The 22,560-nt window shown below is 58.6% G+C and carries 18 protein-coding genes; 9 read left to right on the top strand and 9 right to left on the bottom strand.

The window, feature by feature from the left end; genetic code table 11:
• Positions 1 to 103 precede the first annotated feature (103 nt).
• Together AAFH49_RS14415 and AAFH49_RS14410 are read left to right on the top strand one after the other, a co-directional pair.
• A complete protein-coding gene (locus tag AAFH49_RS14415; protein WP_342299213.1) occupies positions 104 to 1,531 on the top strand; it encodes an MFS transporter in 1,428 nt (475 codons plus the stop codon).
• An 84-nt stretch (positions 1,532 to 1,615) separates the two neighbouring features.
• Entirely contained in the window at positions 1,616 to 2,146 is a 531-nt protein-coding gene (locus AAFH49_RS14410; protein WP_342299211.1) for a DinB family protein, read from the top strand.
• A gap of 71 nt (positions 2,147 to 2,217) precedes the next feature.
• Here the strand turns inward: AAFH49_RS14410 and AAFH49_RS14405 are convergent, their stop codons facing one another.
• Together AAFH49_RS14405 and AAFH49_RS14400 are read right to left on the bottom strand one after the other, a co-directional pair.
• Positions 2,218 to 3,885 carry an amidohydrolase gene (locus AAFH49_RS14405; protein WP_342299209.1) on the bottom strand — a complete coding sequence of 556 codons (1,668 nt, stop codon included), beginning with the start codon at positions 3,883 to 3,885 and terminating at the stop codon, positions 2,218 to 2,220.
• Between the two features lie 167 nt (positions 3,886 to 4,052).
• Complete coding sequence (locus AAFH49_RS14400) at positions 4,053 to 4,823, bottom strand: AMP nucleosidase (protein WP_342299207.1); 771 nt, start codon at positions 4,821 to 4,823, stop codon at positions 4,053 to 4,055.
• A gap of 120 nt (positions 4,824 to 4,943) precedes the next feature.
• On the opposite strand from AAFH49_RS14400, the gene AAFH49_RS14395 reads away from it, so the two are divergent.
• Both AAFH49_RS14395 and AAFH49_RS14390 read left to right on the top strand, forming a co-directional pair.
• Positions 4,944 to 5,405, top strand: coding sequence for a type I restriction enzyme HsdR N-terminal domain-containing protein (locus AAFH49_RS14395; protein ID WP_342299246.1), 462 nt, complete (start codon positions 4,944 to 4,946; stop codon positions 5,403 to 5,405).
• Positions 5,406 to 6,304: 899 nt separating this feature from the next.
• On the top strand, positions 6,305 to 7,900 hold the full coding sequence (locus AAFH49_RS14390; protein ID WP_342299205.1) for a T9SS type A sorting domain-containing protein: 1,596 nt from the start codon (positions 6,305 to 6,307) through the stop codon (positions 7,898 to 7,900).
• A 141-nt stretch (positions 7,901 to 8,041) separates the two neighbouring features.
• On the opposite strand, the gene AAFH49_RS14385 is transcribed toward AAFH49_RS14390, so the two are convergent.
• Entirely contained in the window at positions 8,042 to 8,338 is a 297-nt protein-coding gene (locus AAFH49_RS14385) for a hypothetical protein (RefSeq protein ID WP_342299203.1), read from the bottom strand.
• 648 nt (positions 8,339 to 8,986) lie between these two features.
• On the opposite strand from AAFH49_RS14385, the gene AAFH49_RS14380 reads away from it, so the two are divergent.
• The 5 genes from AAFH49_RS14380 (at position 8,987) to AAFH49_RS14360 (ending at position 15,518) form a co-directional block, all read left to right on the top strand.
• Entirely contained in the window at positions 8,987 to 9,145 is a 159-nt protein-coding gene (locus AAFH49_RS14380; protein ID WP_342299201.1) for a hypothetical protein, read from the top strand.
• A gap of 205 nt (positions 9,146 to 9,350) precedes the next feature.
• A complete protein-coding gene (locus AAFH49_RS14375; RefSeq protein WP_342299199.1) occupies positions 9,351 to 10,514 on the top strand; it encodes a serine/threonine-protein kinase in 1,164 nt (387 codons plus the stop codon).
• Positions 10,515 to 10,578: 64 nt separating this feature from the next.
• Positions 10,579 to 12,993 (top strand): ABC transporter transmembrane domain-containing protein, encoded by a 2,415-nt coding sequence (locus tag AAFH49_RS14370; RefSeq protein ID WP_342299198.1) that lies wholly within the window; start codon positions 10,579 to 10,581, stop codon positions 12,991 to 12,993.
• On the top strand, positions 12,968 to 14,197 hold the full coding sequence (locus AAFH49_RS14365) for an HlyD family secretion protein (RefSeq protein ID WP_342299196.1): 1,230 nt from the start codon (positions 12,968 to 12,970) through the stop codon (positions 14,195 to 14,197). The genes AAFH49_RS14370 and AAFH49_RS14365 overlap by 26 nt, the downstream gene beginning before the upstream one ends.
• Positions 14,187 to 15,518: a TolC family protein gene (locus AAFH49_RS14360; protein ID WP_342299194.1), complete on the top strand. Its 1,332-nt coding sequence runs from the start codon at positions 14,187 to 14,189 to the stop codon at positions 15,516 to 15,518. Before AAFH49_RS14365 ends, AAFH49_RS14360 begins: the two co-directional genes overlap by 11 nt.
• Positions 15,519 to 15,562: 44 nt before the next feature.
• On the opposite strand, the gene AAFH49_RS14355 is transcribed toward AAFH49_RS14360, so the two are convergent.
• The 6 genes from AAFH49_RS14355 to AAFH49_RS14330 form a co-directional block, all read right to left on the bottom strand.
• On the bottom strand, positions 15,563 to 17,473 hold the full coding sequence (locus AAFH49_RS14355) for an LTA synthase family protein (RefSeq protein ID WP_342299192.1): 1,911 nt from the start codon (positions 17,471 to 17,473) through the stop codon (positions 15,563 to 15,565).
• Positions 17,474 to 17,714: 241 nt separating this feature from the next.
• Positions 17,715 to 18,842 carry an alanine dehydrogenase gene (ald, locus tag AAFH49_RS14350; protein WP_342299191.1) on the bottom strand — a complete coding sequence of 376 codons (1,128 nt, stop codon included), beginning with the start codon at positions 18,840 to 18,842 and terminating at the stop codon, positions 17,715 to 17,717.
• A gap of 99 nt (positions 18,843 to 18,941) precedes the next feature.
• The gene (locus AAFH49_RS14345) at positions 18,942 to 19,463 is read right to left on the bottom strand and encodes a VOC family protein (RefSeq protein WP_342299190.1); all 522 of its coding nucleotides are present in this window, start codon (positions 19,461 to 19,463) and stop codon (positions 18,942 to 18,944) included.
• An 89-nt stretch (positions 19,464 to 19,552) separates the two neighbouring features.
• Positions 19,553 to 20,641: a hypothetical protein gene (locus AAFH49_RS14340; RefSeq protein ID WP_342299189.1), complete on the bottom strand. Its 1,089-nt coding sequence runs from the start codon at positions 20,639 to 20,641 to the stop codon at positions 19,553 to 19,555.
• Positions 20,642 to 20,746: 105 nt separating this feature from the next.
• Entirely contained in the window at positions 20,747 to 21,736 is a 990-nt protein-coding gene (locus tag AAFH49_RS14335) for a sulfatase-like hydrolase/transferase (protein ID WP_342299187.1), read from the bottom strand.
• A 227-nt stretch (positions 21,737 to 21,963) separates the two neighbouring features.
• A partial coding sequence (locus tag AAFH49_RS14330) for a DUF1573 domain-containing protein (RefSeq protein WP_342299184.1) occupies positions 21,964 to 22,560 on the bottom strand: 597 nt, incomplete at its 5' end.

Here is a 22,560-nt window from a genome sequence, read left to right as displayed (position 1 = left end):
GGCGGAGCCCCGCCGGCCTCCGGTATTCCCGCCCGGCCCAACCTGAGCCGTAAAAACCCGTTACCTTCCCCGGCGCAACCCCACACATTCCCGGCGCCCACTTATGACCCCAACTTCGACTCCCTCCGCTGCCGCCCCAGGCTTCGAGAAAGACAACAAGCGCATCACCACCGGCTGGACGTTCTACGACTGGGCCAATTCGGTGTACCCGCTGGTCATCACCAGCTCGATTTTCCCGATTTACTGGTCCAGCGTCATCAAGCAGATTACGCACTCCGACAGCGGCCAGAGCCCCGTCAGCTTCCTAGGCATGATGGTGCCCGGCTCGTCGCTGCTGAACTACGCCATCTCGGTGTCATTCCTGCTCATTGCCATCGTCAGCCCTTTCCTCACCTCGCTGGCCGATTTTTCGGGGCGCAAGAAGCTATTTCTGCAAATCTTCTGCTACATCGGGGCGGCCTCGTGCGCGGGCCTGTTCTTCTTCTCGCCGGCCACGCTCACGCTGTCCACGTTCATTTTCGTGGCGGCCACGGTGGGTTTTTCGGGCAGCATCGTGTTCTATAATTCTTATTTGCCCGAAATCAGTTCGGAGGAAAAGTTTGATTCGCTCTCGGCCAAGGGCTTTTCGATGGGCTACATAGGCTCGGTTATCCTGCTGGTGACCTGCCTGGTGATTAATCAGTTCCACGATAAAATCGGCATTGGGGCCGAGCGGGCCGCGCAGCTTTCCTTCCTGCTCACTGGCCTGTGGTGGGCCGGCTTCGCCCAGATTCCCTTCGCCACGCTGCCGCCCGACCGCGGCCGTCCCGCCGATGCCCCCGAAGCCAAAGGCGGCTGGCTGCTAAACGGTTTCCACGAGCTGGGCAAGGTGTGGGACCAGCTCAAGCAGCTGCCCAACGTGAAGAAATTCCTGCTCGCCTATTTCACCTACAACATGGGCGTGCAAACGGTGATGTACGTGGCCACCCTCTTCGGCACCGATGAATTGCACCTCGAATCGGGCGCGCTCATCCTCACCATTTTGCTGCTCCAGGTGGTGGCCATCGCGGGCGCTTACCTGTTCGCCAAGCTCTCCGAGCGCATCGGCAACACGCGGGCGCTGAGCTGGTCGGTGTTCATCTGGATGTTGATTTGCATCGCTGGCTACTTCGTGCAGGCCGGCTGGAGCTTCTACGCGCTGGCGTCCGTCATCGGCCTCACCATGGGTGCCATCCAGAGCCTGAGCCGCAGCACCTACTCCAAAATCATCCCCGAAAACACGCCCAACTCGGCCGCCTTCTTCAGCTTCTTCGACGTGACCGAGAAGCTGAGCATCGTCATCGGCACGGCTACGTTCGGCATTATCAACCAGGTCACCGGCTCGATGCGCAACAGCCTGCTGGCCCTGATTGTGTTCTTCATCCTGGGCCTTTATTTCCTGCTCCAGCTGCGCGGCAAGAAGCTGCGCGAAGATTCGCTGGGGCCGATAATTCTGCCTGGCCCACCGCCCGCCTCGGCAGCCGCTGAAATGGGTGCCCCGATGAGCCGGTAAAGTAATTGGCGGCCCGGTGCGTCTAGCAGCCGGTGCCGACCAATCAGCCCGTTCACCTTCTTTCTCTTTTTTGTTCCCAACCCAATGAGCGAAACCACCACCGCCCCCAGCCGCCTCACTCCGCAGGCCGCCCTGGCCCAGGAAGCCCAGCGCGAACTGGCCCTCACCCGTCGCCTGCTCGAACGCATCCCCACCGATAAGTTCGACTGGCAGCCCCACCCCAAAAGCATGAAGCTGGGCACGCTGGCCTCGCACATGGCCAACCTGGTGAGCTTCCTGCAAATCAGCCTGCAAGGCGCTGAAACGGACATGGCCGCCGGCCATTTTCCGCCTTCGCCCACTCACACCGACGAAGTCCTGCGCCGCTTCGACCTGAACGGCGAAACCCTGCGCCAGGCCCTGGCCGACGTCGACGACGCCACCTTCTGGGAAATGTGGAGCATGCGCCGCGGCGAGCAAACCATCATGGCCATGCCCCGCATCATGGTGGCCCGCGTGATGGTGCTCAACCACCTCATTCACCACCGGGGCCAGCTCTCGGTGTACTTGCGCCTGCTCGACATCCCCGTGCCCGCCATCTACGGCGGCTCGGCCGACGAAGCCCCGCAGCGCTAGCCATCAGGATTTTTTAACGCAGAACGGCCGGCTGAGCATCGCTCAGCCGGCCGTTCTGCGTTAGCGTTTTGCTATTTTCTGGTAAATACCGACTCCCCGCCAATCCACGTTTGCAGCACCTGTGCAGCGCGCAATTTCTCCTTCGGCGCGGTCAGCAAGTCGGTATCCAGCACCACGAAATCGGCCAGCATGCCGGGCTTAATCTGGCCCTTGCGCTTCTCCTCAAAACCGGCGTGGGCGGCCCAGGTGGTCATGCCGCGCAGGGCATCGGGCCGCGAAATGGCATTTTCCATCTGAAAACCGCCTTTAGGAAAGTTCTTGGCATCCTGCCGGGCCACGGCCGAGTGGAAGCCGAACAGCGGGTTGATGTTCTCCACCGGAAAGTCGGAGCCCAGCGCCAGCTGGCCGTATTGCTTCAGCAGCTCTTTGTAAGCGTAGGCCGTTTTCAGGCGCTCAGCACCCAGCCGCTCGCCGGCCCAGTACATATCCGACGTAGCGTGGGTAGGCTGCACCGAGGGCACTATGCCGAACTGCCCAAATTTGGGCATGTCGGCCGGGGTGACAACCTGAGCGTGCTCAATGCGCCAGCGGCGGTCCTTCTGGCGGTGCAGCGCCTCGCCGTAGATATTGAGGATGATGCGGTTGGCCGAGTCGCCGATGGCGTGGGTATTCATCTGGAATTTCGACGCGGCCAACTCTTTGGCCAGGGCGCGGAACTGCTTTTCGGTCGAAAGCAGAAAGCCGGTTTCCTTGGGCCGGTCGGCATAGGGCTTCACCAGGCAGGCCCCACGCGAGCCGAGCGCGCCGTCGGCGTACACTTTGAAGGAATTGATGGTGAGCTGGTCCGTCAGCACCGGGCCATTTTTTAGATAAAATGCCCGATTTTCCGGCGTCGGGTTCAGCATAGTGTAGAGGCGCAGCTTGAGCTTCTTTTGCTGCTGTAGGGCAGCCATCTGGTCGATGTTGGCTTTGTCGAGGCCGGCATCGGCGAGGCTGGTGAGGCCCACGGCCAGGCAGTTTTGCTGGGCTTGCAGCAGGAGTTGGGCGGCTTCGTCTGGGGCCGGGTCGGGGATTTTGCTGCTCACCAGGCGGGTAGCATTGTCCACCAAAAGGCCGGTGAGGCGGCCCTGCGCATCGCGCATAATAATGCCGCCGCTGATGGGTGTGCGGGCCGTGACACCGGCCAAATCCAGCGCCTTCTGGTTCACCAGTGCGGCGTGGCCGTCCACGCGAACCAGTAGCACGGGCACGTCGGGAAACAGCTGGTCGAGCGTGTCCTTGGTTGGAAATTGCTTGCTGGGCCAGTCGTTTTGGTCCCAGCCGCGCCCCGTGAGCCAGGCAGCCTGCGGGTATTTCTTCCGGTTCTCCTGTAGCTTCTGAATCACCTCTTTCCACGAGTTTGTTCCCACCAAATCGGCGCTCGGCAGGGCCAGCGCGTAGCGGTAGAAATGGCAGTGCGCGTCGTAAAAACCGGGATAAATGAACTTGCCGCCCGCGTCCACTTCCTGCGCCGCCTGGTACTTCGCTTTCAGCTCAGCCGCCGGCCCCACGGCCACAAATTTGCCATCCTTCACCGCAAAGGCTTCGGCCTTAGAAAAGGTCGAATCGACGGTGTAGACTGTGGCGTTGGTAACCAGCAAATCCACGGCCTCGCGCTTCGCGGAGCAGCTGCTGAGCAACGCGAGGGCCAGCAGCGGCGCGGCGAGTTTGGGGAAATGGAAACAGGAGCGGAGCGCCATACGAAGAATTTTGAGCGGAAGAATTCTGGTAAGAAAGAATAAAAAAGAACGTCATGCTGAGCGAAGTCGAAGCATCTCTACCGCAACAGTAAATGAATTACTCTCACGGTAGAGATGCTTCGACTTCGCTCAGCATGACGTTCCGGAGTCGTCAAATCAAGAGCCCCTTACTCGAAGCGCATGTGCTTCACCGACTCGCCCGAGAACTGCAGCTCCTGCAGCGACTCGATGCCGATTTGCAGGTGGCGCTTCACGAAATCGGTGGTCACTTTCGAGTCCGATTCTGAGGTTTTCACGCCTTCGGGGGTCATCGGGTTGTCGCTCACCAGCAGCAGCGCGCCGTGCGGGATGTCATTCATGAAGCCGACCACGAAAATGGTGGCCGTTTCCATGTCCACAGCCAGGGCGCGCACGCGGCGCAGGTAGTCCTTAAAATCCTGGTCGTGCTCCCACACGCGGCGGTTGGTGGTGTACACCGTGCCGGTGTAGTAGTCCAGCTCGTGCTTTTTAATCATCGACGAGACAGCGCGTTGCAGGCGGAATGAGGGCAGGGCCGGGATTTCCTTGGGCAGGTAGTCATCCGAAGTACCGTCGCCGCGAATGGCCGCGATGGGCAGCACCAAATCTCCGAGCTTGGTCTTTTTCAACCCGCCGCACTTGCCCAGAAACAGGGCCGCCTTGGGCTTGATGGCCGACAGCAAATCCATCACCGTGGCCGCCATCGGCGAGCCCATGCCGAAGTTGATGATGGTGATGCCATTGGCCGTGGCCGTCTGCATGGGCTTGTCCAGCCCGCGCACTTCGCACTCGAACTGCTCGGCAAACATGTACACGTAGTTGCTGAAATTGGTGAGCAGGATGTACTGCCCAAAGTCGCTCAGCGGCACGCCGGTGTAGCGCGGTAGCCAGTTGTTGACAATCTCTTCTTTGGTCTTCATAAAAGTGTTTTGAGTGGCGGGATGGCTAAGTTCGGGAGTGAGAAAAGGGTATGCGTTTCGGAGTCACTTAGCCACTCAGTTGCTCAGTCACTCGATACCAGACCCCTACCTTTGGAGGTGATGCAAGCCCTGGACCTGCCGCCTTTCGACGCCAAACTTACGCAATCGGCCACAAATCAACCACTCATCTGGGATGGGCTGCGGCGCAAGCACGTCGTGCTCACGCCCGAGGAGTGGGTGCGCCAGCATGTCGTGCACTATCTAATCAACCACCTGGGCTACCCGCGCGGCCTGCTGGCCCTGGAGCGCGGCCTGCGCTACAACCAGCGCCAGAAGCGCACCGACCTGCTGGCCCTCGACCCCGCCGGCCAGCCCCTGCTGCTGGTGGAGTGCAAAGCGCCCTCGGTGGCGATTGATGCCGCCGTGGCCCGGCAGGCCACCACCTACAACCAAACCATCGGCGCACCGCTGCTGCTGCTCACCAACGGCCTGGTGCACTACTGCTGGCGGGTCGATTTCGCGACGCGGACCAACGAGCGACTGGAGGAGATTCCGCCGTTTGAGGCAGCGGTGGGGCGGTAGGTTGTAGGCCTTTGCAGGAAGCCGTATATCCGGCTAGCCAAGCAGTACTTCGGGTTAATTCAAGCGGGGGTAGTACATAGCATTTTATTAATGGTGGCGCGTGAGGGATATTATTAGTATATGATATATAATATGTTATATTTGATTGCCTGCCGGAGAAGCGCTTCAACGCGCCAGTAGTGGCTTGGTGAGGGAAAGCTGAGCGGTAGGATGATTTTTTGTTCACCTCAAAATATAATTCCTATGTCACCTTAACTACACGTTTCCGACAGCAGAATATATAATTAGGGATGGATAGCCAGGCTTTTCATTCCATGATGAGGCCGTGATTTACGGCCTGAAAAGCGGCTGGGTATTTCCTGCTTCACTCCGAAATACCGCCGCGCAGCACCCGCCCGCGGGTACGCTGAACCAGGCGTTGAAGCCCTGCGCGCATCGCCTTGAGCATTGAAGCCCCACTCCCGGCTACCGTTTGATAATCGGGTTCCCCTTCCGGCTGGTGCTGCACTTGCAGCACCCCATGCGCTTGCACCCGGTAGCCCCGCTGCCGGCCCGGCCGCGCATTGCGCCCAAGCAGCGGCGCACCCAATGACTCCGCATTTTAGAATGGTGTGCCGGCTCGTCGCCTGGGGCTGTGCTGCGGCTAATAGGCAGTGTAACAGCTGCCCGGCACCTTTTCTGCCCATCGCATTTTTTTGCCAATAGCCATGAAAAAACATGAATCAATTATCGCACGTGCCAGTGCCCCCGGAACCCCCTGGGGCAGCGTAGTATCACCCGGCAAGTATGAGCCAATAAATTGCGAACGAAACCAGAAACCCACCGCCGGTTGGCAACGGCTGGTGCTGGCGGTGCTGGCCTCCGTCTTATTATTTTCAACGGTGAGTTTCGGTCGTGTAATGCCCTTGGGCACAGCGGCCAGCGCTGGCACCAGCGCCACGGCCACCACCTGCCCATCGCCGCCTGTCCTTTCGAGCGCCAACGTCACGGTCACGCAACCTACCTGCACTATCCCTACCGGGTTTATTCAGGTGCTGAATGCGCCGTTTAACAGCGTGGCCCAACTCACGCCGAACGCGCCCAAACCGTCTGGAGGCAATGCCTACCTGTTCTCGTACCTGGTGCCGGGCACCTATAGCCTGACCCTGACGGTGAATGGCTGCACTTCCGCGCCATACACCGTCGTCATCAATCCGGCTCCTGCGCCGCCGGTGCTCACGCTGGCCAACGTCAGGGTAACGCAGCCCAACTGCACCACCACCACCGGTTTTATTCAGGTGCTGAACCCGCCGGCGGGGGCCACGGCCCAGCTCACGCCGAATGCGCCCAAACCGTCCGGAGGAAACTCTTTTCTGTTCTCGTATCTGCCGCCGGGCACTTATAGCCTCACGCTCACGGTGAACGGCTGCACCTCGGCTCCGCTGACCATCGTTATCAAACGGGCCAAACAAGCCGTCACCAGCTTCACCCTGGTCGATGCGGATACCGATACCGACATTATGCCCCTCACCAACGGGATGGTGCTCAATTTGGCCACGCTGCCCACGCAAAACCTGAGCGTGAGGGCCAATACCACCTCGGCCCGTAGTATCAGCAGTGTCGTGTTCAGCCTCCATGGGCCTACCAGCCAGAGCCAGACCGAGCTCTATGCCCCGTACACGCTGTTCGGCGACAATGCCGCTGGCGACTACTTCGGCCATACCCTGGCCCTGGGGCGCTACGAGTCCTTGTCGGCCCAGCCGTACTCCGCCACCGGTTGCGCGGGCACCCCGCTGGAAATCGCCTTCTCTGTAATCAATGAGCCTACTACGCCCGGCCATATCACCTACACCTTGGTCAACGCCAATACCGGCTTCGAGTTTATGGCCCTCACAGACGGGGCCACGCTGAATCTGGCCACGCTTCCCACTCGCAATCTGAACATCCGGGCCAACACCAATCCCGCTACAGTGGGCCGGGTCGAGTTTGAGCTTGGAGGCACCCAGACCTGGAGCCAGACCGAATTTCTGGTCCCATATGCGCTGTTCGGCGACAACGGCGCGGGCGACTATACCGACTGGACCCCTGCGGCCGGTAGCTATGTCCTCACCGCCACGTCCTACGCGGCCGACGGCACCGCGGGCACCCCGCACACCATCACCTTTGATGTGATTGATGGCGCGGCGCGCATCGCCGCCGCGTCTTCCGCTGGCAGCCCGGCCCCCGTGGCCCGCAAAACCGCAGGCAATACGGAGTTGACGGCGTTGGTGAATGCATACCCCAACCCGTCGGACGGCCAGGTAAGCCTGCTGTTGCCCGAGGCTTTGCAGGGCGAGGTTTCCTACACATTGGTGTCGGCGCTCGGGGCGAAAGTGAGCAGCGGGACCCTCCCGGCTCTGAACGGGGCCACCACCCTTCGGCTCGATTTCTCCCGCCAGATGCAGGCCAGCGGCGTCTACATGCTGCACCTAACCAGCGCGCACGCCCAGGCACACCTCAAACTGCTGCGCCGGTAATAATCAATCATTGGCAAGGCCCCACATGGAGCTTCTCCCGCCCACTGAGGCCATTTCACGCCGATAATCAGTAATGCAAAAAGCCCGGCCGCAATTGCTTGCGACCGGGCTTTTTAAATGGAAAACGATGGGCAGAAGGCCCTATCTTTTCGGCTTTATTTTCGTCTTGTTGCGCTTATCCTTCACCTTGGTATCGGCGGGAATGGCAGTTTGGGCGGGGGCTGCCTGAATTACCGTAGTAGAAGCCGGGTCAGTGGTGGTCGTGGTCGATTCCGTAGTGGTGGAAGTCGCAGGCGCGGGCGTAGCCGTAGGGTACGTGGCCGGGGCGGGCGTCACCGTCGTTTGGCGCGTGGTAGTAGTGCTGGTGCTGCTTTGGGCGTTGGCCGAGAAACCACAAACGGCGAGGAACAAGGCGAGAACGAGGGGTTGCTTTTTCATAGGACCGATAGGTTAGTGAAACAAAGTGCCTGCGTCGTTTTAGAACGCTGCAATTGAGTTGCCTCTAACGCGGGAAAGCAAATTCGGGTTCGATTCGGATATAAGTAATTAGTATGAAGGTGATTATATGGTTGGTGGTTTGTTAGGGTTAGGTGCAGATGGGCCCTTGATGAAATGCACCAGCAGCCAGCAGGGCCAAAACTACTCCAGGCAGTAACCCTGATTTCCGCATACGCTTGCGCTTTTGCTGGGACCGGCCAGAAATCCGGCGAGCAGACCCAATAGCTTTTACGGTTGTGCTCTATTTGCTCAGCGCCGCGAATTATGCCTCAAGCACTGGCAAAAGCAAGTCGCTGACTTACCGGATAGTTGATAGCGGGAACCTGGTCTGTATCGGAATAGTCTAAAATTAGGCAAGCAATTGCAATGCCAGGATTATATGAAATAATAAATATTTGCTCGACTATAAAGTTGAATTATAAGTAGTAAAACAGGGAGATATGCCATATCTAGACTGTGTGTACACATCAGCTTTAGAAAAAAATGTAATTATTATCACTTGATGACTTATTAACAATATAAATTTGTATATATAAATTTGTATAAGCAGCTGCCCAAAATCTCTCCCACATTCTAACCTTTACTGTCATGCTTACTCTAGATAACCTCGTGTCCGAGCTGCAAATGCAGCAAGTTGAGTTAATCGTTGGTGGTGGCCGTCGTCGCCACTACAGCCGCAGCAGCAGCAGCAGCAGCACCCGCCGCAGCAGCAGCCGTCGTCGTCGCAGCAGCCGTCGTCGTCGCTAAGCCGGCGTGTCGCAATCTGATATGAGGCAGTAACTGTATTGGATTGCACTAGCGAAAAATAAGAGCTGGAAAAGCGGGACTTATTCTGTTTTTCCAGCTCTTGATTTTTCCTACTTACCGGGTCGCGGTAAGCGCCGCAATTGATTCTGGCCCCACGCCCGCCTGTACCGCCTTTTCTGCAATCATACTTCAAGCCTCTGCGCCTATGAAAGCTCAAAGATTTTACCTTTCGCAAGGGGTGAGCGTGCGCGAGCACGAAGATGAGTTCTACATCGAAACCCTCAAAAACGAGTATAAAATTAACCGGACGATTGCCACGTTCATCGGCCTGCTGGATGCCCCCAAAACGGCCCCGGAGCTGACCACCGGATTGCAGGCCCTCATAACCGGGGCCAGCGCGGCGGTGGTTGAGCCGTTGGTGGCTAAGTTTCTCAAAGACCTGCACCGCCTCGACGTGGTGCGCAGGGAAGGGGAGGCAGACCTGGTGCCCCGAGCGGCGCTTTATGAGCCAGGCGCGCAGCTTGGCCAATACCTGATTACCGAATTGCTGTCGTTGCACGACGACGTGCAGGTGTACCGGGCCACCGACGGCGAAACCGGCCAGCCGGTGGTGCTGAAGCTGTTTTCCCACAAGCCGGAGAGCATCCGCCCCGATACCCACCTGGATGATGACTTTGAGCAGTTTCAGCAGGAGTTCGACATTATGCGCGCCCTGCCGGCGCACCCTGGCATCTGCCTGCTGCATGCCTACCACACCGAGCCGTACCACTACGCGGTGCTGGAATATCTGCCGGGCGCATCCTTGTCCGAGGCCGCCCGCAATGTCAACATCTGCGAGGCCACCGCTACGGAACTGGCCACGCAAATTTTGTCGGCACTGGCCCATCTGCATGGCCACGGCATTGTGCACGGCGACATCCATGCCCGCAATTTTGTGGTGGATGCCGACCGGGTAACCATGATTGATTTTGGCTATGCGTACCGCGTGGGCATTTCCGAGCGCGAGCAGCTCATCTGTCGGGGCGGCGTGCCCACCTACATGGCCCCGGAACGCATTAAGCAGCACAACTATAAGTTCAGTAAGCAGGCGGCCGATTTCCGCGCCGAAGTGTACCAGATTGCCCTCGTTATTTTCAAGCTCTACCACAAGGAGCTGCCCTTTGCGGGCGAAACTTGGCTAGAGCGGGCCGCCTCGATTGCGACCTATGATTTTAGCCTGCATTTCAGTCCCTCCGTGCCGCACGAGCAAGTGCTGTTGCACGCGCTCCAAAAGGACCCCCAGGCGCGCTATGCCAGCGGCCAGGAGCTGCTGGCCGCCTGGCAGCAGGCCCTCGCCGTGGAAATGCCGGCCCTGGCAGTAACGCCCTAGCGGCCCGCGCCTGCCGGAATGCCGCATTCAGCGGCGGAATCTTCACCATTTTTCTCGAAACGCCATGGTAGACTGTCAGTTGAAAAACAACGATTGCGGCATCAGCGCGGTGAAGACCATCTTCAATATCTTCGACCAGGACGTGAGCCGCAAGTACATCCAGCAGAATATCTTTCTGGATGAGCAGGGCTCAAGCCTGACCGACCTGCAGAATTTCCTGCAGCAGCACGAGTTCTCGGCCCTGCTGCGGATTCTCGACATCAACCACCTGCAATCGAATCCGGCCGGCTGGCAGGAGCTGATTCCGTTTATCATGCCCATCGTGCACGAAAACGGGCTGCACTACGTGGTGGTGGATAAAATAAGAGGGGCCAAGCTGCGGGTGCTGGACCCCGCTAAAGCTAACGAATACTACGTGACGTTGCCCGAGCTGAAGCACATGGCGTACTTCAGCAAAAGCTACTGGAACCTGGTGCAGATGGAGCAGAAGCTCATGGTGCTCTGCAACCAGGAGCTGTTGCCCTACGACGTGAGAATTGAGCAGGCGCTCACCACTAACAACGCCAGCACGCTGTTCAACAAGCTCAGCTACTTCTCTTATTTGAAGGAGAATTTTGGGCTGAAGGACAAAGAGGCCGAGCAGAATTTCCTGCACGACCTGCTGTTCAACCAGGAAGCCGGGGCCCTGCCCAAGCACTTCCGGGCCCTGAAAAACAGCGAAACCCAGATGATGCTGCAGGCCCCGCTGGTGCTCACCGTGGCCCCGCTACCCCCCAAGCCGGACCAGATAGCCCCTAAGGCTCCGGCCACCCGCCCCGCCGGCGCGCAGCCGGAACCCAGCCCTTACCTCACCCTGCTGAAGGAGCTGGGCCAGTACCGCAAAATCTGGTACATCTACATTTTCGCGGCCCTGTTTTCGGCCATGACGGCCCAGCTGTCGGTGTTTATCAACCAGGTGCTGATTGACTACGTGCTGCCGTCCTACCAGCTCAATACGCTGGTGGTGTTTGCCATTGGCCTGGGCGTATTCAAACTCTTCGACCTGGCTACCCGGCTCAATGTGTCCTTCGTGGGCATTCACATGGGCAACATTCTGGATAAGTACTTCTTAACGCGGTTCGATGAAAAGCTGAACCAGTATTCGTTGCCCTATATCCAATCTTTCAAGCGCGGCGACCTGACCGAGCGCATGAGCGACGCCTTCAAGCTGAAGGGGTTTTTCCTGCGCTTTTTCACCAGCATTCTGGTCGATGTCTTCGTGTCGGTCTACTCGCTGGGCATTCTGTTCTACATCGATGCGAAGCTGACCCTGGTTATCTGCGTGGTGATGGTGGCCTTTTACGGCTGGTTCCGGCTGGTCACGCCCACGCTGCGGCGCAACGAGCGGCTGCGCTTCCTGCGCAAGTCCGAATTCTTCACCCGAATGATTGAGAAGCTCGACGGCATTCAGGTGCTCAAGTCGTTCCGCATCGAGGAAACCTACTCGCGCAAGCTGCTGCAAATCGTGAATCAGCTGCTTAAAGTGCAGATAAGCAACAAGTACGTCGACCTGGTGAACGTGGCCGTGGTGTCCATAATCACCATGCTGGCCTCGCTGCTGATAATTGTGGTGCTCACCAAAAAGGCCATCCTCAACAACGCCATTTCGCTGGGCCAAATCATCACCTTCATTGCTCTCTCGGAGCGGGTGTTCTCGTCGTTGCGCGGCATCCTGTCCGAAAACCTGGAGCTGCAGGAAAACGAGGTGGTTCTGCGCCGCTATCTCGATTTTGAGGAAGCGCCAGCGGCTACCTCTGCGGCCCGGGGCATCGAGGATTTTTCGGTAAACAGCCTGGCAATGTGCGAGCTGGGCTTTGGCTACAACCCGCAGCAGCTGGTGCTGCACAACCTCTCGTTTGAGGCGGTGAGCGGGGACAAAATCCGCATCGAAGGCCGGAACGGCTCCGGCAAAACCACCCTGAGCAAGGTCCTGACCGGCCTCTACGAGCCCGCCGCCGGCCGCATGCTGCTCAACGACATTGACAGCCGCTTCTACGCCACCGAAAAAGTGAAGGACAAGCTGGTGCTGGTGACCAACGAGGACATTTTATTCAACGACACCATCGAATTCAACATTGCTTTCGGCCGCGACGTGTCGCCGGAGCGCATCCTGCACATGGCCCGCAAAATTGGCCTCTACGAGTTCATCGCCTCAAAAGAGGAAGCCCTGGGCTTTCTCATCAATGAAAACGGCCGCAACCTATCCACCGGCCAGCGCAAAAAGATACTGCTGCTGCGCGCGCTGTTTTCGGCCGCCGATGTGGTGATTCTCGACGAAGTGCTTTCCGGAATTGACGCGGCCTCGCGCAAGCAGATTGAATACCTGCTCAACGAGTTCACTAGCAAAATCCTGATTGTGATTTCGCACGAGAACATCGATTACATCCAGTTCACCAAGCATTTTTCCCTCGAAAATGGAACCCTTGTCGTACCGGCCTAACATGGCCACCCGGCTCATCCAGGTGTTTGGCGGCCTGCTGGTTGGCTTTCTGGTCATCTCCATTGGCCTGCTGATTTTCATGCACATTAACGAAACCATCGACTTTAAGGAAGGCGAGATTTACTCCCGCAATCCGCAGTCGGTTATTCGGACGCCCACCGATGTGCACGTTGTGAAAGTGCTGGTGCGCGAAGGCGACAACGTGCGGCAAGGCGACACGCTTTTCGTACTGGAAAACAAGAAGGTGCAATATGACTACGCCACCACGCGGCAGGAGGTGGGGCTCATCGAGAACAAAATTGCGGTGGCCGAGCGCATGCTGGCCTACACCCGCGAGCGCCGCGCGGCCATTGAGCAGCAGCGCACCCTGTTTCATCAGATTTATGCCGCCGACCTCCAGCAGAACCAGCGGGAACTGCACACCCTGGCCGCCGCCACTGGCTATGCCCGGCAGCAAAACGCCATGACCCGGGACCAGTACCGGTCCGATTCAATTCTGTATGCCCGCCACGCCCTTTCCCGCGTGGAAGCCTCAGAATCGAAAAGCCGCAGCCTGCTCAAACGCAAAGAAGCCTCCGAAACCCGCGCCACCTACGAGCAGAAACGCGCCTACCAGACCACGCTGCTCCAGAATTTCCGGCAGCAGGTTGCCAGCCTCAACATTGACCTGAACACGCTGCAACAGGACGAGCAAAGCAAGCAGCGCGAACTGCTGGACCTGCGCTCCCAACTGGCCAGCGCCCGCAACACGGCCGTGGTGTTAGGCGATGTTGCCAACCAGCTCATTGTGCGGGCCCCCGTGGCCGGCCACATCATCAACCTCTACAACGACCGGCAAAAAACCGAGCTGCTGGACCGCAATCAGCCCCTGGCCGTCATCGCCCCGCAGCAGGAACAGTTCTACGCCAAGGTGATACTGCCCGAGCGCGAGATGGCCTTCGTGCGCACCGGCCAGGCCGTAAACCTGAAAATCAACGCCTATTACTATTACCAGTATGGCGCCATTCACGGCCGCGTCTCCTTCATTTCCCCGGCCAATGTGGAAGACCATTTTTACACCATCGTCCAACTCACCGGCCGGCCCCGCTTTCCGCTGAAAGCTGGATATAAACTTAAAGGCGAGATAATTACCGCCAAGTATACCTTGCTGCGGTACGCCGTAAAAAAGTTGTTTGACAAACTTGACAACTACAATGAAACCTAATCATCGGGCCGCTTTCTCGCTGCTTTTGCTGCTCCTGATTATTGCCCGGCCCGGCCATGGTCAGACCGTGCTGGCATATGCCGATTGTGTAGAGCGGGCCTTTCAGCAGAATTTGCAGCTCAAGCGGGCGCTGCTCGACTGGGAAGCCGCCACCGTGCAGCTCAAACTGAAAAAAGCTGACATATTGCCTACGCTCAACGGGCAGGTGCGCAATAGCAATTCAGTAGGACGCAGCATCGACCCGCTCACCAATAATTTCATTAATAGCCAATATAATTCGGTGAGCGGCACCGCCTATTCATCGGTTTATCTATTTCAGGGGTTCAAAACGGCTAATGCCATTAAGTCGGCCAAGCAGGAGGTTGAGCAAAATACTAATCAGACGCAGGCCATTAAAAACGAAATAATGGTCGATGTCGCGCTGGTCTATATTCGCATTAATTATTTGCTGGAATTAATTAAAAGCCAGCAGCAGCAAGTCAAATTAAGCGAGCATCTGGTGAGCCTGACCCGGCTCAAGCTCAGTGCGGGCCGGGTGCCGGCCAGCGCATTGTTTAAGCTGCAGTCGCAGCAGGCCACCGAGCAGTTAAATGTAGTTACCAGCCAAAACGAGCTAAGCCTGGCGTACCTGGACCTGCGGCAGCTCATCAACGCGCAGCCCACAGAAGACATCGTTATTAGCCCATTATCGGGCAATACGCTATCAAATATCGACTTCCAAACACCCGCCCGGGAGGAAGTAGCGCAGGCCGTCGAAACCCAGCCGGCCCTGGTGGCGAAGCGGCATAATGCGGCCCGGCTCTACCACCAGATTGCCGTGGCCCGGGCTGATAAATACCCGTCCCTGCAACTAACCGGCTCCCTGGGCTCCGATTATAGCAATACCAATCTGGAATACAATTTCAGCAACCAGATAAATAACAATATGTACTACGGGACGGGGCTGGTATTATCAATCCCGCTATTTAATAGCTTTCGCAATAATCTGCTTATCCGGCAAAGCCGTCTGCGCTACCAGCAGGGCATGCTTGATACCGACATTGAGCGCAACCGCTTAACCAAGGTTGTGCAACAAGCCGTGTACGATGCCGAGGCCGCCAGCCAAAGCTGGAATGCCGCCCAAAAAGCCGAAGAGTTTGCTCGTAAAAGCTACGAAGCCGATAATTTAAAATACGAATTCGGTACCATCTCCGTATTCGAGCTTAACCAAACTAAAACAGTTTATCTAAGCGCACAAACTAATCTATTCAGAGCAAAATATGAGTTGATTTTGCGCTCCAGACTCGTCGACTTTTACAAAGGCCTGCCCATGGCGTTGTGAATTATAAAAGCGAAAAACCGAATTTACCAAGCAATGCGCGGCTGTTACTTATACAGCCGGTTGTCCAGCAGCCCATTCACGTAGAACTGCACGCAGGCGCGCAACTCATCGCCGTATTTTTTCACCAATGCCGGGTCGGGCTTGGCGACGGGCTCATTGGGAATGAAATGGGTCTGGTAGGGGTAAAGGTGCACTTCGTTCTTATTGGTCAGCTCGGCTACGAAATCGGAATGCACGAGGTAATACGAGTCGCCGTCGCGGAATATGGCGCGGCCCGGGCTGGCTGCATCAAACACCGAAGAGCCGAAGGGCAGCAGCGCTGGCTGCTCCTGCGCCAGGCCCAGCACATCAAGTACAGAAGCAGGTACATCGACCTGCTCGCTGATGCGGTGCGGGTTGGCGGCCGGCAGCGGCTGGCCGGGGCGGAAAAACAGCAGCGGCGTTTTGTGCACGCCCAGCGGGTTTTGGTAGCCGGCACGGTCTGATTGCGACGTATGGTCGGCCGTGAGCACGAACAGCGTGTGCGCGTACCACGGCTCCCGGCTGGCCGCCGCGAAAAAGCGCCGCAACGCCATGTCCGCGTAGGCAATGGTGGGATGAATGGGCTGCGTGCCCACCGGGAATTTGCCTTGGTACTGCTTCGGCAGTGAGAATGGCTCGTGCGCGCTGAGCGTGAACAACGTGGCCATAAACGGCTGTTTGGTGGCCGTGAGCTGGCGGTTGAAGTATTGCAGATAAGGCTCGTCGAAAATGCCCCAATGGCCGTCATAGTCGGGGCTGGCGGCCCCGCCGGGGTACTCATTCAGGCCGTAGTAGTGCTGCATTCCGGCAATGCCGGCGAACATATCGAAGCCCATGGTGCCGTTGGAGCCGGCGTGGTACATGGCCGTGTTGTAGCCGTGGCGGCCCAGAATTTCGCCCAGCCCGTGCAGCTCCGCGGTCTGGAAGCTGGAGGTGATAAACGGCTCATCCATCAGCGAAGGCAGACCGGACAGCACGGCCGGCAGCGCCTCGATGGAGCGGCGGCCGTTGGCATAATTCTCGCGCATGAGCCGCGCCCCGGGGGCGACGGCCAGTGAATCGAAAAACGGCGTGAAGCTGCCCTGGCCGCCGTTTTCCACGCCGTTGTATTCCGAGCCGAAGCTTTCCATCAGCAGTACCACCACGTTGTCGGGCGGGGAGGGCGCGGCGGCTCGGGCGGGCAGCAAGGCGGCGCTCATAGCCGGCCGCAACGCCGTAGCAGTCGGAAAATACCCCACCCGGTCAATCTGCACTTCATCGAAGGATTTCAGCACCGTGAACGTACTGTTCAACGCCAGGTGGCCGAGCACGGCGGGCTGCTGCTCGAAGGCAATGCCGGTGCGCAGCGGCTTGAGCTGCCAGCCGCCACGCAGGCCCAGCACCACCAGGCCCACCACCAGCATAAACTCCGCGGTGCGCTGCACCCAACCCCAGCGGCCGGCCGAAGCAACCTGCTCAGTTAGCGTGGGCATGGGGCACAGCCGCCACAGCACATACACCAGCCCTGCCAGCGGAATGGCCAGGTACCAGTAGTGCAGGCCAATCTGGCCAGCCTGCTGGGCAATGTCATGGCCGATGGTGCTCCACTCGTTGCTCAGCCGCCGCCCGATGAACTTAAAGTATTCCCAATCAATGATATTGAGCAGGAACCCTGGCACGTTCAGCAGCACAAAAAGCGCGCGCAGCCACTGCTGCCCGCGCTGTGCCTCCACCGGCACCAGCAGCGACAGCAGCACCAGCGGCAAATTCAGCCACAGCAGCGCGGCAATATCGAACCGCAGCCCGTGTACGAATGCCTGCGCCACCGCCCCCGGCGCAATGCCCCGGAACGTGACCAGATTAAGGCAGTAAAAACCCAGGCGAAGCAGCGTATAAACGGCCAGCAGCAGCGCAAAGCGACGCAGCAGCAGGCGGATAGCAGGGGAGGGAAGCATTTAAATTATGTTGTCATTGCGAGTGGAGCGCAGCGGAACGCGGTAATCCGTCCTCAAAGCGCAACCAGCCAATTTTCGTGACAAGGATTCACAAATGTTTTTAATTCACACATAGTAGCGAAAAGCCCCGACGCCGTTGCAGGCGTCGGGGCTTTTCACATCTCAGGGCTTAGTGCTTTGAGGGACGGATTGCCGCGTTGCGCTGCGCACCACTCGCAATGACAGGCCCCGTTGCAGTTGCCTATACCGCAGCCAGTTCCAGCACGGTTTCCACGTTCACCAAGGGCAGGCCCCAGGCTTCGGCTACGCCTTTGTAGACTACCTCGCCGTGCACCACGTTCAGGCCGAGGCGCAGGGCCTCGTCGCGGCGGCAGGCTTCCTGCCAGCCCTGGTTGGCTAGTTTCACGGCGTAGGGCAGGGTGGCGTTGGTCAGGGCCAGGGTCGAGGTGTAGGGCACCGCGCCGGGCATATTGGCCACGCAGTAATGCACCACGTCGTCGATGATGAAAGTCGGGTTTTCGTGGGTGGTGGGGTGGCAGGTTTCGATGCAACCACCCTGGTCCACAGCCACATCCACTACCACGGTTCCGGGACGCATGGTCTTCAGCATGTCGCGGGTGATGAGGTGCGGGGCCTTCGCGCCGGGAATCAGCACCGCGCCCACAATCAGGTCCGAGGTTTTGATGGCTTCGCGGATGTTGTACTCGTTCGAGTACTGCGTCACCACGTTCTTAGGCATGAAGTCGTCGAGCTCGCGCAGACGGTTCAGGCTGATATCCATGATGGTAACCTGTGCGCCGAGACCGGCGGCCACTTTCGCAGCCTGGGTGCCTACCACGCCGCCGCCCAGTACGAGCACGTTCGCGGGCTTCACACCGGGTACGCCGCCGAGCAGAATGCCACGGCCTTTCAGGGGTTTCTCCAGGTACTTGGCACCTTCCTGCGGGGCCATGCGGCCGGCCACTTCGCTCATCGGGATGAGCAGGGGCAGGGCGCGGTTGCTGAGCTCTACCGTCTCATAAGCCAGGCAGATGGCCTTGCGCTCAATCATGGCGTGGGTCAGCTCCTCGCCGCTGGCGAAGTGGAAGTACGTGAACAGCAGTTGGTTTTCCTTGATGAGCGGATACTCCTCGGCAATCGGCTCCTTCACTTTGATAATCATCTCGGCCTGCCCGTACACGTCGGCAATGGTGGGCAGGATGGTCGCGCCGGCGGTCTGGTACTCCTCGTCCGAGAAGCCCGAGCCTTCGCCGGCGGTGTGTTGCACCAGCACGTTGTGGCCATGCTTGCGCAATTCGGCTACGCCGGCGGGCGTGAGGCCCACGCGGTTTTCATTGTTTTTAATCTCCTTAGGAACGCCAATAATCATGAGCGAATGGGGGGAAGTGATGGAGTGGGGGAGGTGAGCTTTCGAGCCGCAAAGATAGGGCGCGGGGGTACTACCCGGTACGCCAAGATTTGGTTCAGCTTATGCTTCCGCCAGCAGCGCGTTCAGGTCGAGGGCGCGGGTGTACATCTGCACTTCGCCGTTGGCCGTCATGGGCCACTGCTCGCGCGGCCGGTCCCAGTACAGCTCCACCCCGTTGCCATCGGGGTCGTCGAGGTAAATGGCTTCTGACACGCCGTGGTCGGCCGAGCCGGTGATGGGGTAATTGGCTTTTACCAATTGCTTAAGCGCGCCGGCCAGTTCGGCCCGCGTGGCGTAGAGAATGGCCGTGTGGTACAGCCCCGCGCCCTGCTTGCGGGCGGGTGGGCCGCCCAAGCTGTTCCAAGTATTGAGCCCGATGTGGTGATGGTAGCCGCCGGCCGAAATAAACGCCACCTGATTGCCAAAGCGCTGCACCACCTGGAAGCCCAGAATGTCGCGGTAAAAGCCCAGAGCTTTGTCGATGTCAGTGACCTGCAAATGGATGTGGCCGATGCGCGTTTGCGCCGGCACTACGTAGGGGGCGCTGGCTTCAGAAGCGGCGCTGCTGGTTTCGTTTGCCATGATGAAGAGGGTAATTAATAAAATTAATGTACCAACATCAATCCAAAATCGCTCCAAAAAAAGCCCCGCCAAATTGGCAGGGCTTCCAGTCAGTCGAAGCCCCTGATATGGGTGTATTTTCGTTCGTTTTGCCGCCCCACTCGCACGATTTGGCGCTCAAAGTCTTTGGAATCGTTGAGGACTTTATAGAACCCATCTAAATAGTGGGTGGCAAATTCCTGCTCATTGCGGCTGAGGTAGGGGCAGGCCAGGTACACGTTGTAGAGCGCGGTGCGCCGGGCATTGAAAAGGTCGCGAATGGCGGCATACGTCTCCGGCGGGAAGTCGTAGCCCCGATACAGTCGCTGCCGCACCGACGTGATGCCGAGCTGCTCCGGCGGCACGGCGTAGGGGGCATTCACCAATCCGCTGTAATCGAAATCGAAGGTCACCGGTATTGGCGGGGTACTCAGGCTGCGGGCCAGCAGGCGGATATTGTGCCGGTAGGGCACCGACCAATCCGTGTTGCCAATCATGTATTGGAACATGACCATCGTGGCCGTGGCCGGTTGGTCCAGGTTGTCCATGCCGATGAACAAGGGCTTCGGCACCACCTTGGCCTGGTTGCGCCGCGCCATCGCCTCGGTATTTTCCAAAAAGAAGCCGTAGTGCACCGATGTGCTGCCCCGGCCGCTGTCGTCGCGGTAGGTGATGCGACATAGCCTGACCCGGTAGCTGAAGTCCGTCAGAGCGTTGTAGAGCTTATACACGAGGTATTCCCGCAGGGTGTATTCGTCGGAGAGGCAGTGGGTGGTCAGTTTCAGCTCGGCTACGGGCCCGAATAGGGCGGTGTGCCCGTTGGGCGGTGGAAACTTTACCAGCAGCGGCGGGAAGTCGCACACGTTGGGGTCTTTGCGCCGATTGCCGCGCACCTGCACCTGCACGGCCAGCGTTTGCAGGGTGGCCTTGGCATCGCGGTAGGTGATGAGGGCCGGGTGGATACTGGGACTAGCGCCGCGGTCTTTCAGAACCTGCTCCAGCGGCAGCGAGAGCGTGAGCTCGACGATTTCTTCGCTGGTAAAGAAGGGATTATCGCCGGCGTAGGCCTGCCCCTGTGCCGGCCATCCAGCCGGTGCCAACGCCGGCTGCCCCAGCAGCAGGCCGTAACAAACCAGAACCAACAGCAGCGAAATCATCACGGCAGCGGGCCAACGTGAGGCGGCCCTTTAAAGTCAACCGGCCTGGCGATGCAATCAACCGGAGCAAATACGGCTCAACCTGAAACAGGTCAAACGGCTAGATTATCAACGCTTAAAAAGCGCATCAATCGACTTGCCCTGGCCCTGGGCGAAGGGAATACCCATCATATAAGCCACAGTGGACGGCACGTCGACCAGGGTGCAGGTATCCTTCACAGTGCGGCCTTTTCTGAAATCCGGCCCCAGTGCCAGCAGGCTGATGTGGCGGCAGCCCTCGCAGCCATCGCCGTGCTCGGTCCAGCCGGGGGGCACGGTGTCGAGGTGGCGGCCATGGTCGTTGGTCACGAACAGCGCCGTGTTGTTGCGGTAGGCTTTGTTCTTCTGCAGAAACTCATAGAGCTGCTCCACATACCGGTCATCGCGGTTGATGCCCCGAATGTAGTTGGGCCAGTTGCCAGCGTGGGCGTAGCCGTCGGGCTCCATAAAATTGATGAGCACCAGGTTGGGCTGGTACTGCGTTAGAATGCGCTTAACGGCTATTAAGGTTAGAGAATCAGCTCGGTAGCCGGTGCCCGGGCCGCTGATGCCGCAGTCGATGGAAGGCGGGTACTGGTCCTTCCACTCGGGGTTGAGTGTATTGGCCAGAATGTACAGCTTGTCCTTGCTGGTGATAAGCCAGGCGGCCGTGGCAGGCTTGCCCGTGGCCTTGCGCCACAGCTGAAAGATGGAGGGCTGCTGCGGAAATTCCTTGTCGTAGTTATCAATGGGCTGGTTGATGCCCGTGGTCAGGGCCGTGTGCCCGGAGTTGGTATAAGTGTACCCCTTGTTATAAAAAGCGGGAAAAAACACGCCCCGGGACTTGAGGCTGCCTGACATATTAGGAATGTTGCCCGGAATATTGCCCCACGTCTCGGAGTAGCGCGGACCGTCGATGACGACAATAATGACGTTTTTAGTACGCAGGCGCTTCTTGGTTGGGGCCGGAGCCACACCCACCACAATGAGCAGCAGTAGCAACCCGCCAAGCACGTATTTCAGCCAACCAGGGGCTGTGAGAAAGCGGCTTCGCCGCCCAACAGGTGCAAAGAAAGCCATGGCGCTTAACGAAATAAAACATATAAATATACATTATAATATATTAAATCTATTAAAAAGAGCCCGCCTGCGGCAGTCCAGGTAAAAGCACGAAAGGCTCTTGCTATCCAGTTTGAAGCAGTTGGACCAACATCCCTGAAATAGCAACGGGCTCCGACAGCCGGCCAGCACTGTATTGTGCTGGTCGGCTGTCGGAGCCCGTTTATAGGCTATCTGGAAACCAGTCCTTACTTAAACGGAACTGCCGTGCCGCTTTCCTTCACCATGCTGTTGCCGCTGAGGTCGCGCACGATGTTGGCCTTGAGCGTGATTTTGGCGTCGCCGCTCACGTCGTTGGAGCTGATGGTCACGGCGTCGCTCACTTGCCCGAGCTGGCGCTGGCTGTAGAGCAGTTCCACCACTTCGCTCTGGCCGGGCGCGATGGGGGCGGGGTTGTTCTTATAGCCCACGCAGTAGCAGCCCGACGACAGCGCGCCAAGCACGAGCTCAGTTTTGCCGGTGTTCTTCACCGTGAAGCGGGCGGTGGGCTGCTGGCCGGCCTCCATTTTGCCGAAATCGTGGGCACTGCGGTCCAGCACCAGATGCGGCGAGGCGGCCAACTGGGCCGGCGTGAGCGTGGGCTTAATCTGGTCTTTGGTGAGCACCGTGCCTTTGATGCTGAGGACCTTGCTGGCCTCGGTGGCATTGCTGGTCACGGTCACCGTTTTGTTGAACACGCCGGGGCGGCCGGCGCTGCTGTACATGGCCTTGATGACGCCCATCTTGCCGGGCAGCACTGGGGTTTTGGTCCAGTCCGGGGTAGTGCAGCCGCAGCTGGCCTGCAC

The organism is Hymenobacter segetis, from assembly GCF_038448715.1.
In the GTDB taxonomy this organism is placed as follows: Bacteria; Bacteroidota; Bacteroidia; order Cytophagales; family Hymenobacteraceae; genus Hymenobacter; species Hymenobacter segetis.
Note: the sequence above shows the minus strand (reverse complement) of the source record. Positions and strands in the feature narration are given on the sequence as shown.

Coding starts and splice junctions, on each gene's coding strand:
- AAFH49_RS14415 (WP_342299213.1), top strand. CDS start 104: ATGACCCCAACTTCGACTCCCTCCGCTGCCGCCCCAGGCTTCGAGAAA.
- AAFH49_RS14410 (WP_342299211.1), top strand. CDS start 1,616: ATGAGCGAAACCACCACCGCCCCCAGCCGCCTCACTCCGCAGGCCGCC.
- AAFH49_RS14405 (WP_342299209.1), bottom strand. CDS start 3,885: ATGGCGCTCCGCTCCTGTTTCCATTTCCCCAAACTCGCCGCGCCGCTG.
- AAFH49_RS14400 (WP_342299207.1), bottom strand. CDS start 4,823: ATGAAGACCAAAGAAGAGATTGTCAACAACTGGCTACCGCGCTACACC.
- AAFH49_RS14395 (WP_342299246.1), top strand. CDS start 4,944: ATGCAAGCCCTGGACCTGCCGCCTTTCGACGCCAAACTTACGCAATCG.
- AAFH49_RS14390 (WP_342299205.1), top strand. CDS start 6,305: ATGCCCTTGGGCACAGCGGCCAGCGCTGGCACCAGCGCCACGGCCACC.
- AAFH49_RS14385 (WP_342299203.1), bottom strand. CDS start 8,338: ATGAAAAAGCAACCCCTCGTTCTCGCCTTGTTCCTCGCCGTTTGTGGT.
- AAFH49_RS14380 (WP_342299201.1), top strand. CDS start 8,987: ATGCTTACTCTAGATAACCTCGTGTCCGAGCTGCAAATGCAGCAAGTT.
- AAFH49_RS14375 (WP_342299199.1), top strand. CDS start 9,351: ATGAAAGCTCAAAGATTTTACCTTTCGCAAGGGGTGAGCGTGCGCGAG.
- AAFH49_RS14370 (WP_342299198.1), top strand. CDS start 10,579: ATGGTAGACTGTCAGTTGAAAAACAACGATTGCGGCATCAGCGCGGTG.
- AAFH49_RS14365 (WP_342299196.1), top strand. CDS start 12,968: ATGGAACCCTTGTCGTACCGGCCTAACATGGCCACCCGGCTCATCCAG.
- AAFH49_RS14360 (WP_342299194.1), top strand. CDS start 14,187: ATGAAACCTAATCATCGGGCCGCTTTCTCGCTGCTTTTGCTGCTCCTG.
- AAFH49_RS14355 (WP_342299192.1), bottom strand. CDS start 17,473: ATGCTTCCCTCCCCTGCTATCCGCCTGCTGCTGCGTCGCTTTGCGCTG.
- ald (WP_342299191.1), bottom strand. CDS start 18,842: ATGATTATTGGCGTTCCTAAGGAGATTAAAAACAATGAAAACCGCGTG.
- AAFH49_RS14345 (WP_342299190.1), bottom strand. CDS start 19,463: ATGGCAAACGAAACCAGCAGCGCCGCTTCTGAAGCCAGCGCCCCCTAC.
- AAFH49_RS14335 (WP_342299187.1), bottom strand. CDS start 21,736: ATGGCTTTCTTTGCACCTGTTGGGCGGCGAAGCCGCTTTCTCACAGCC.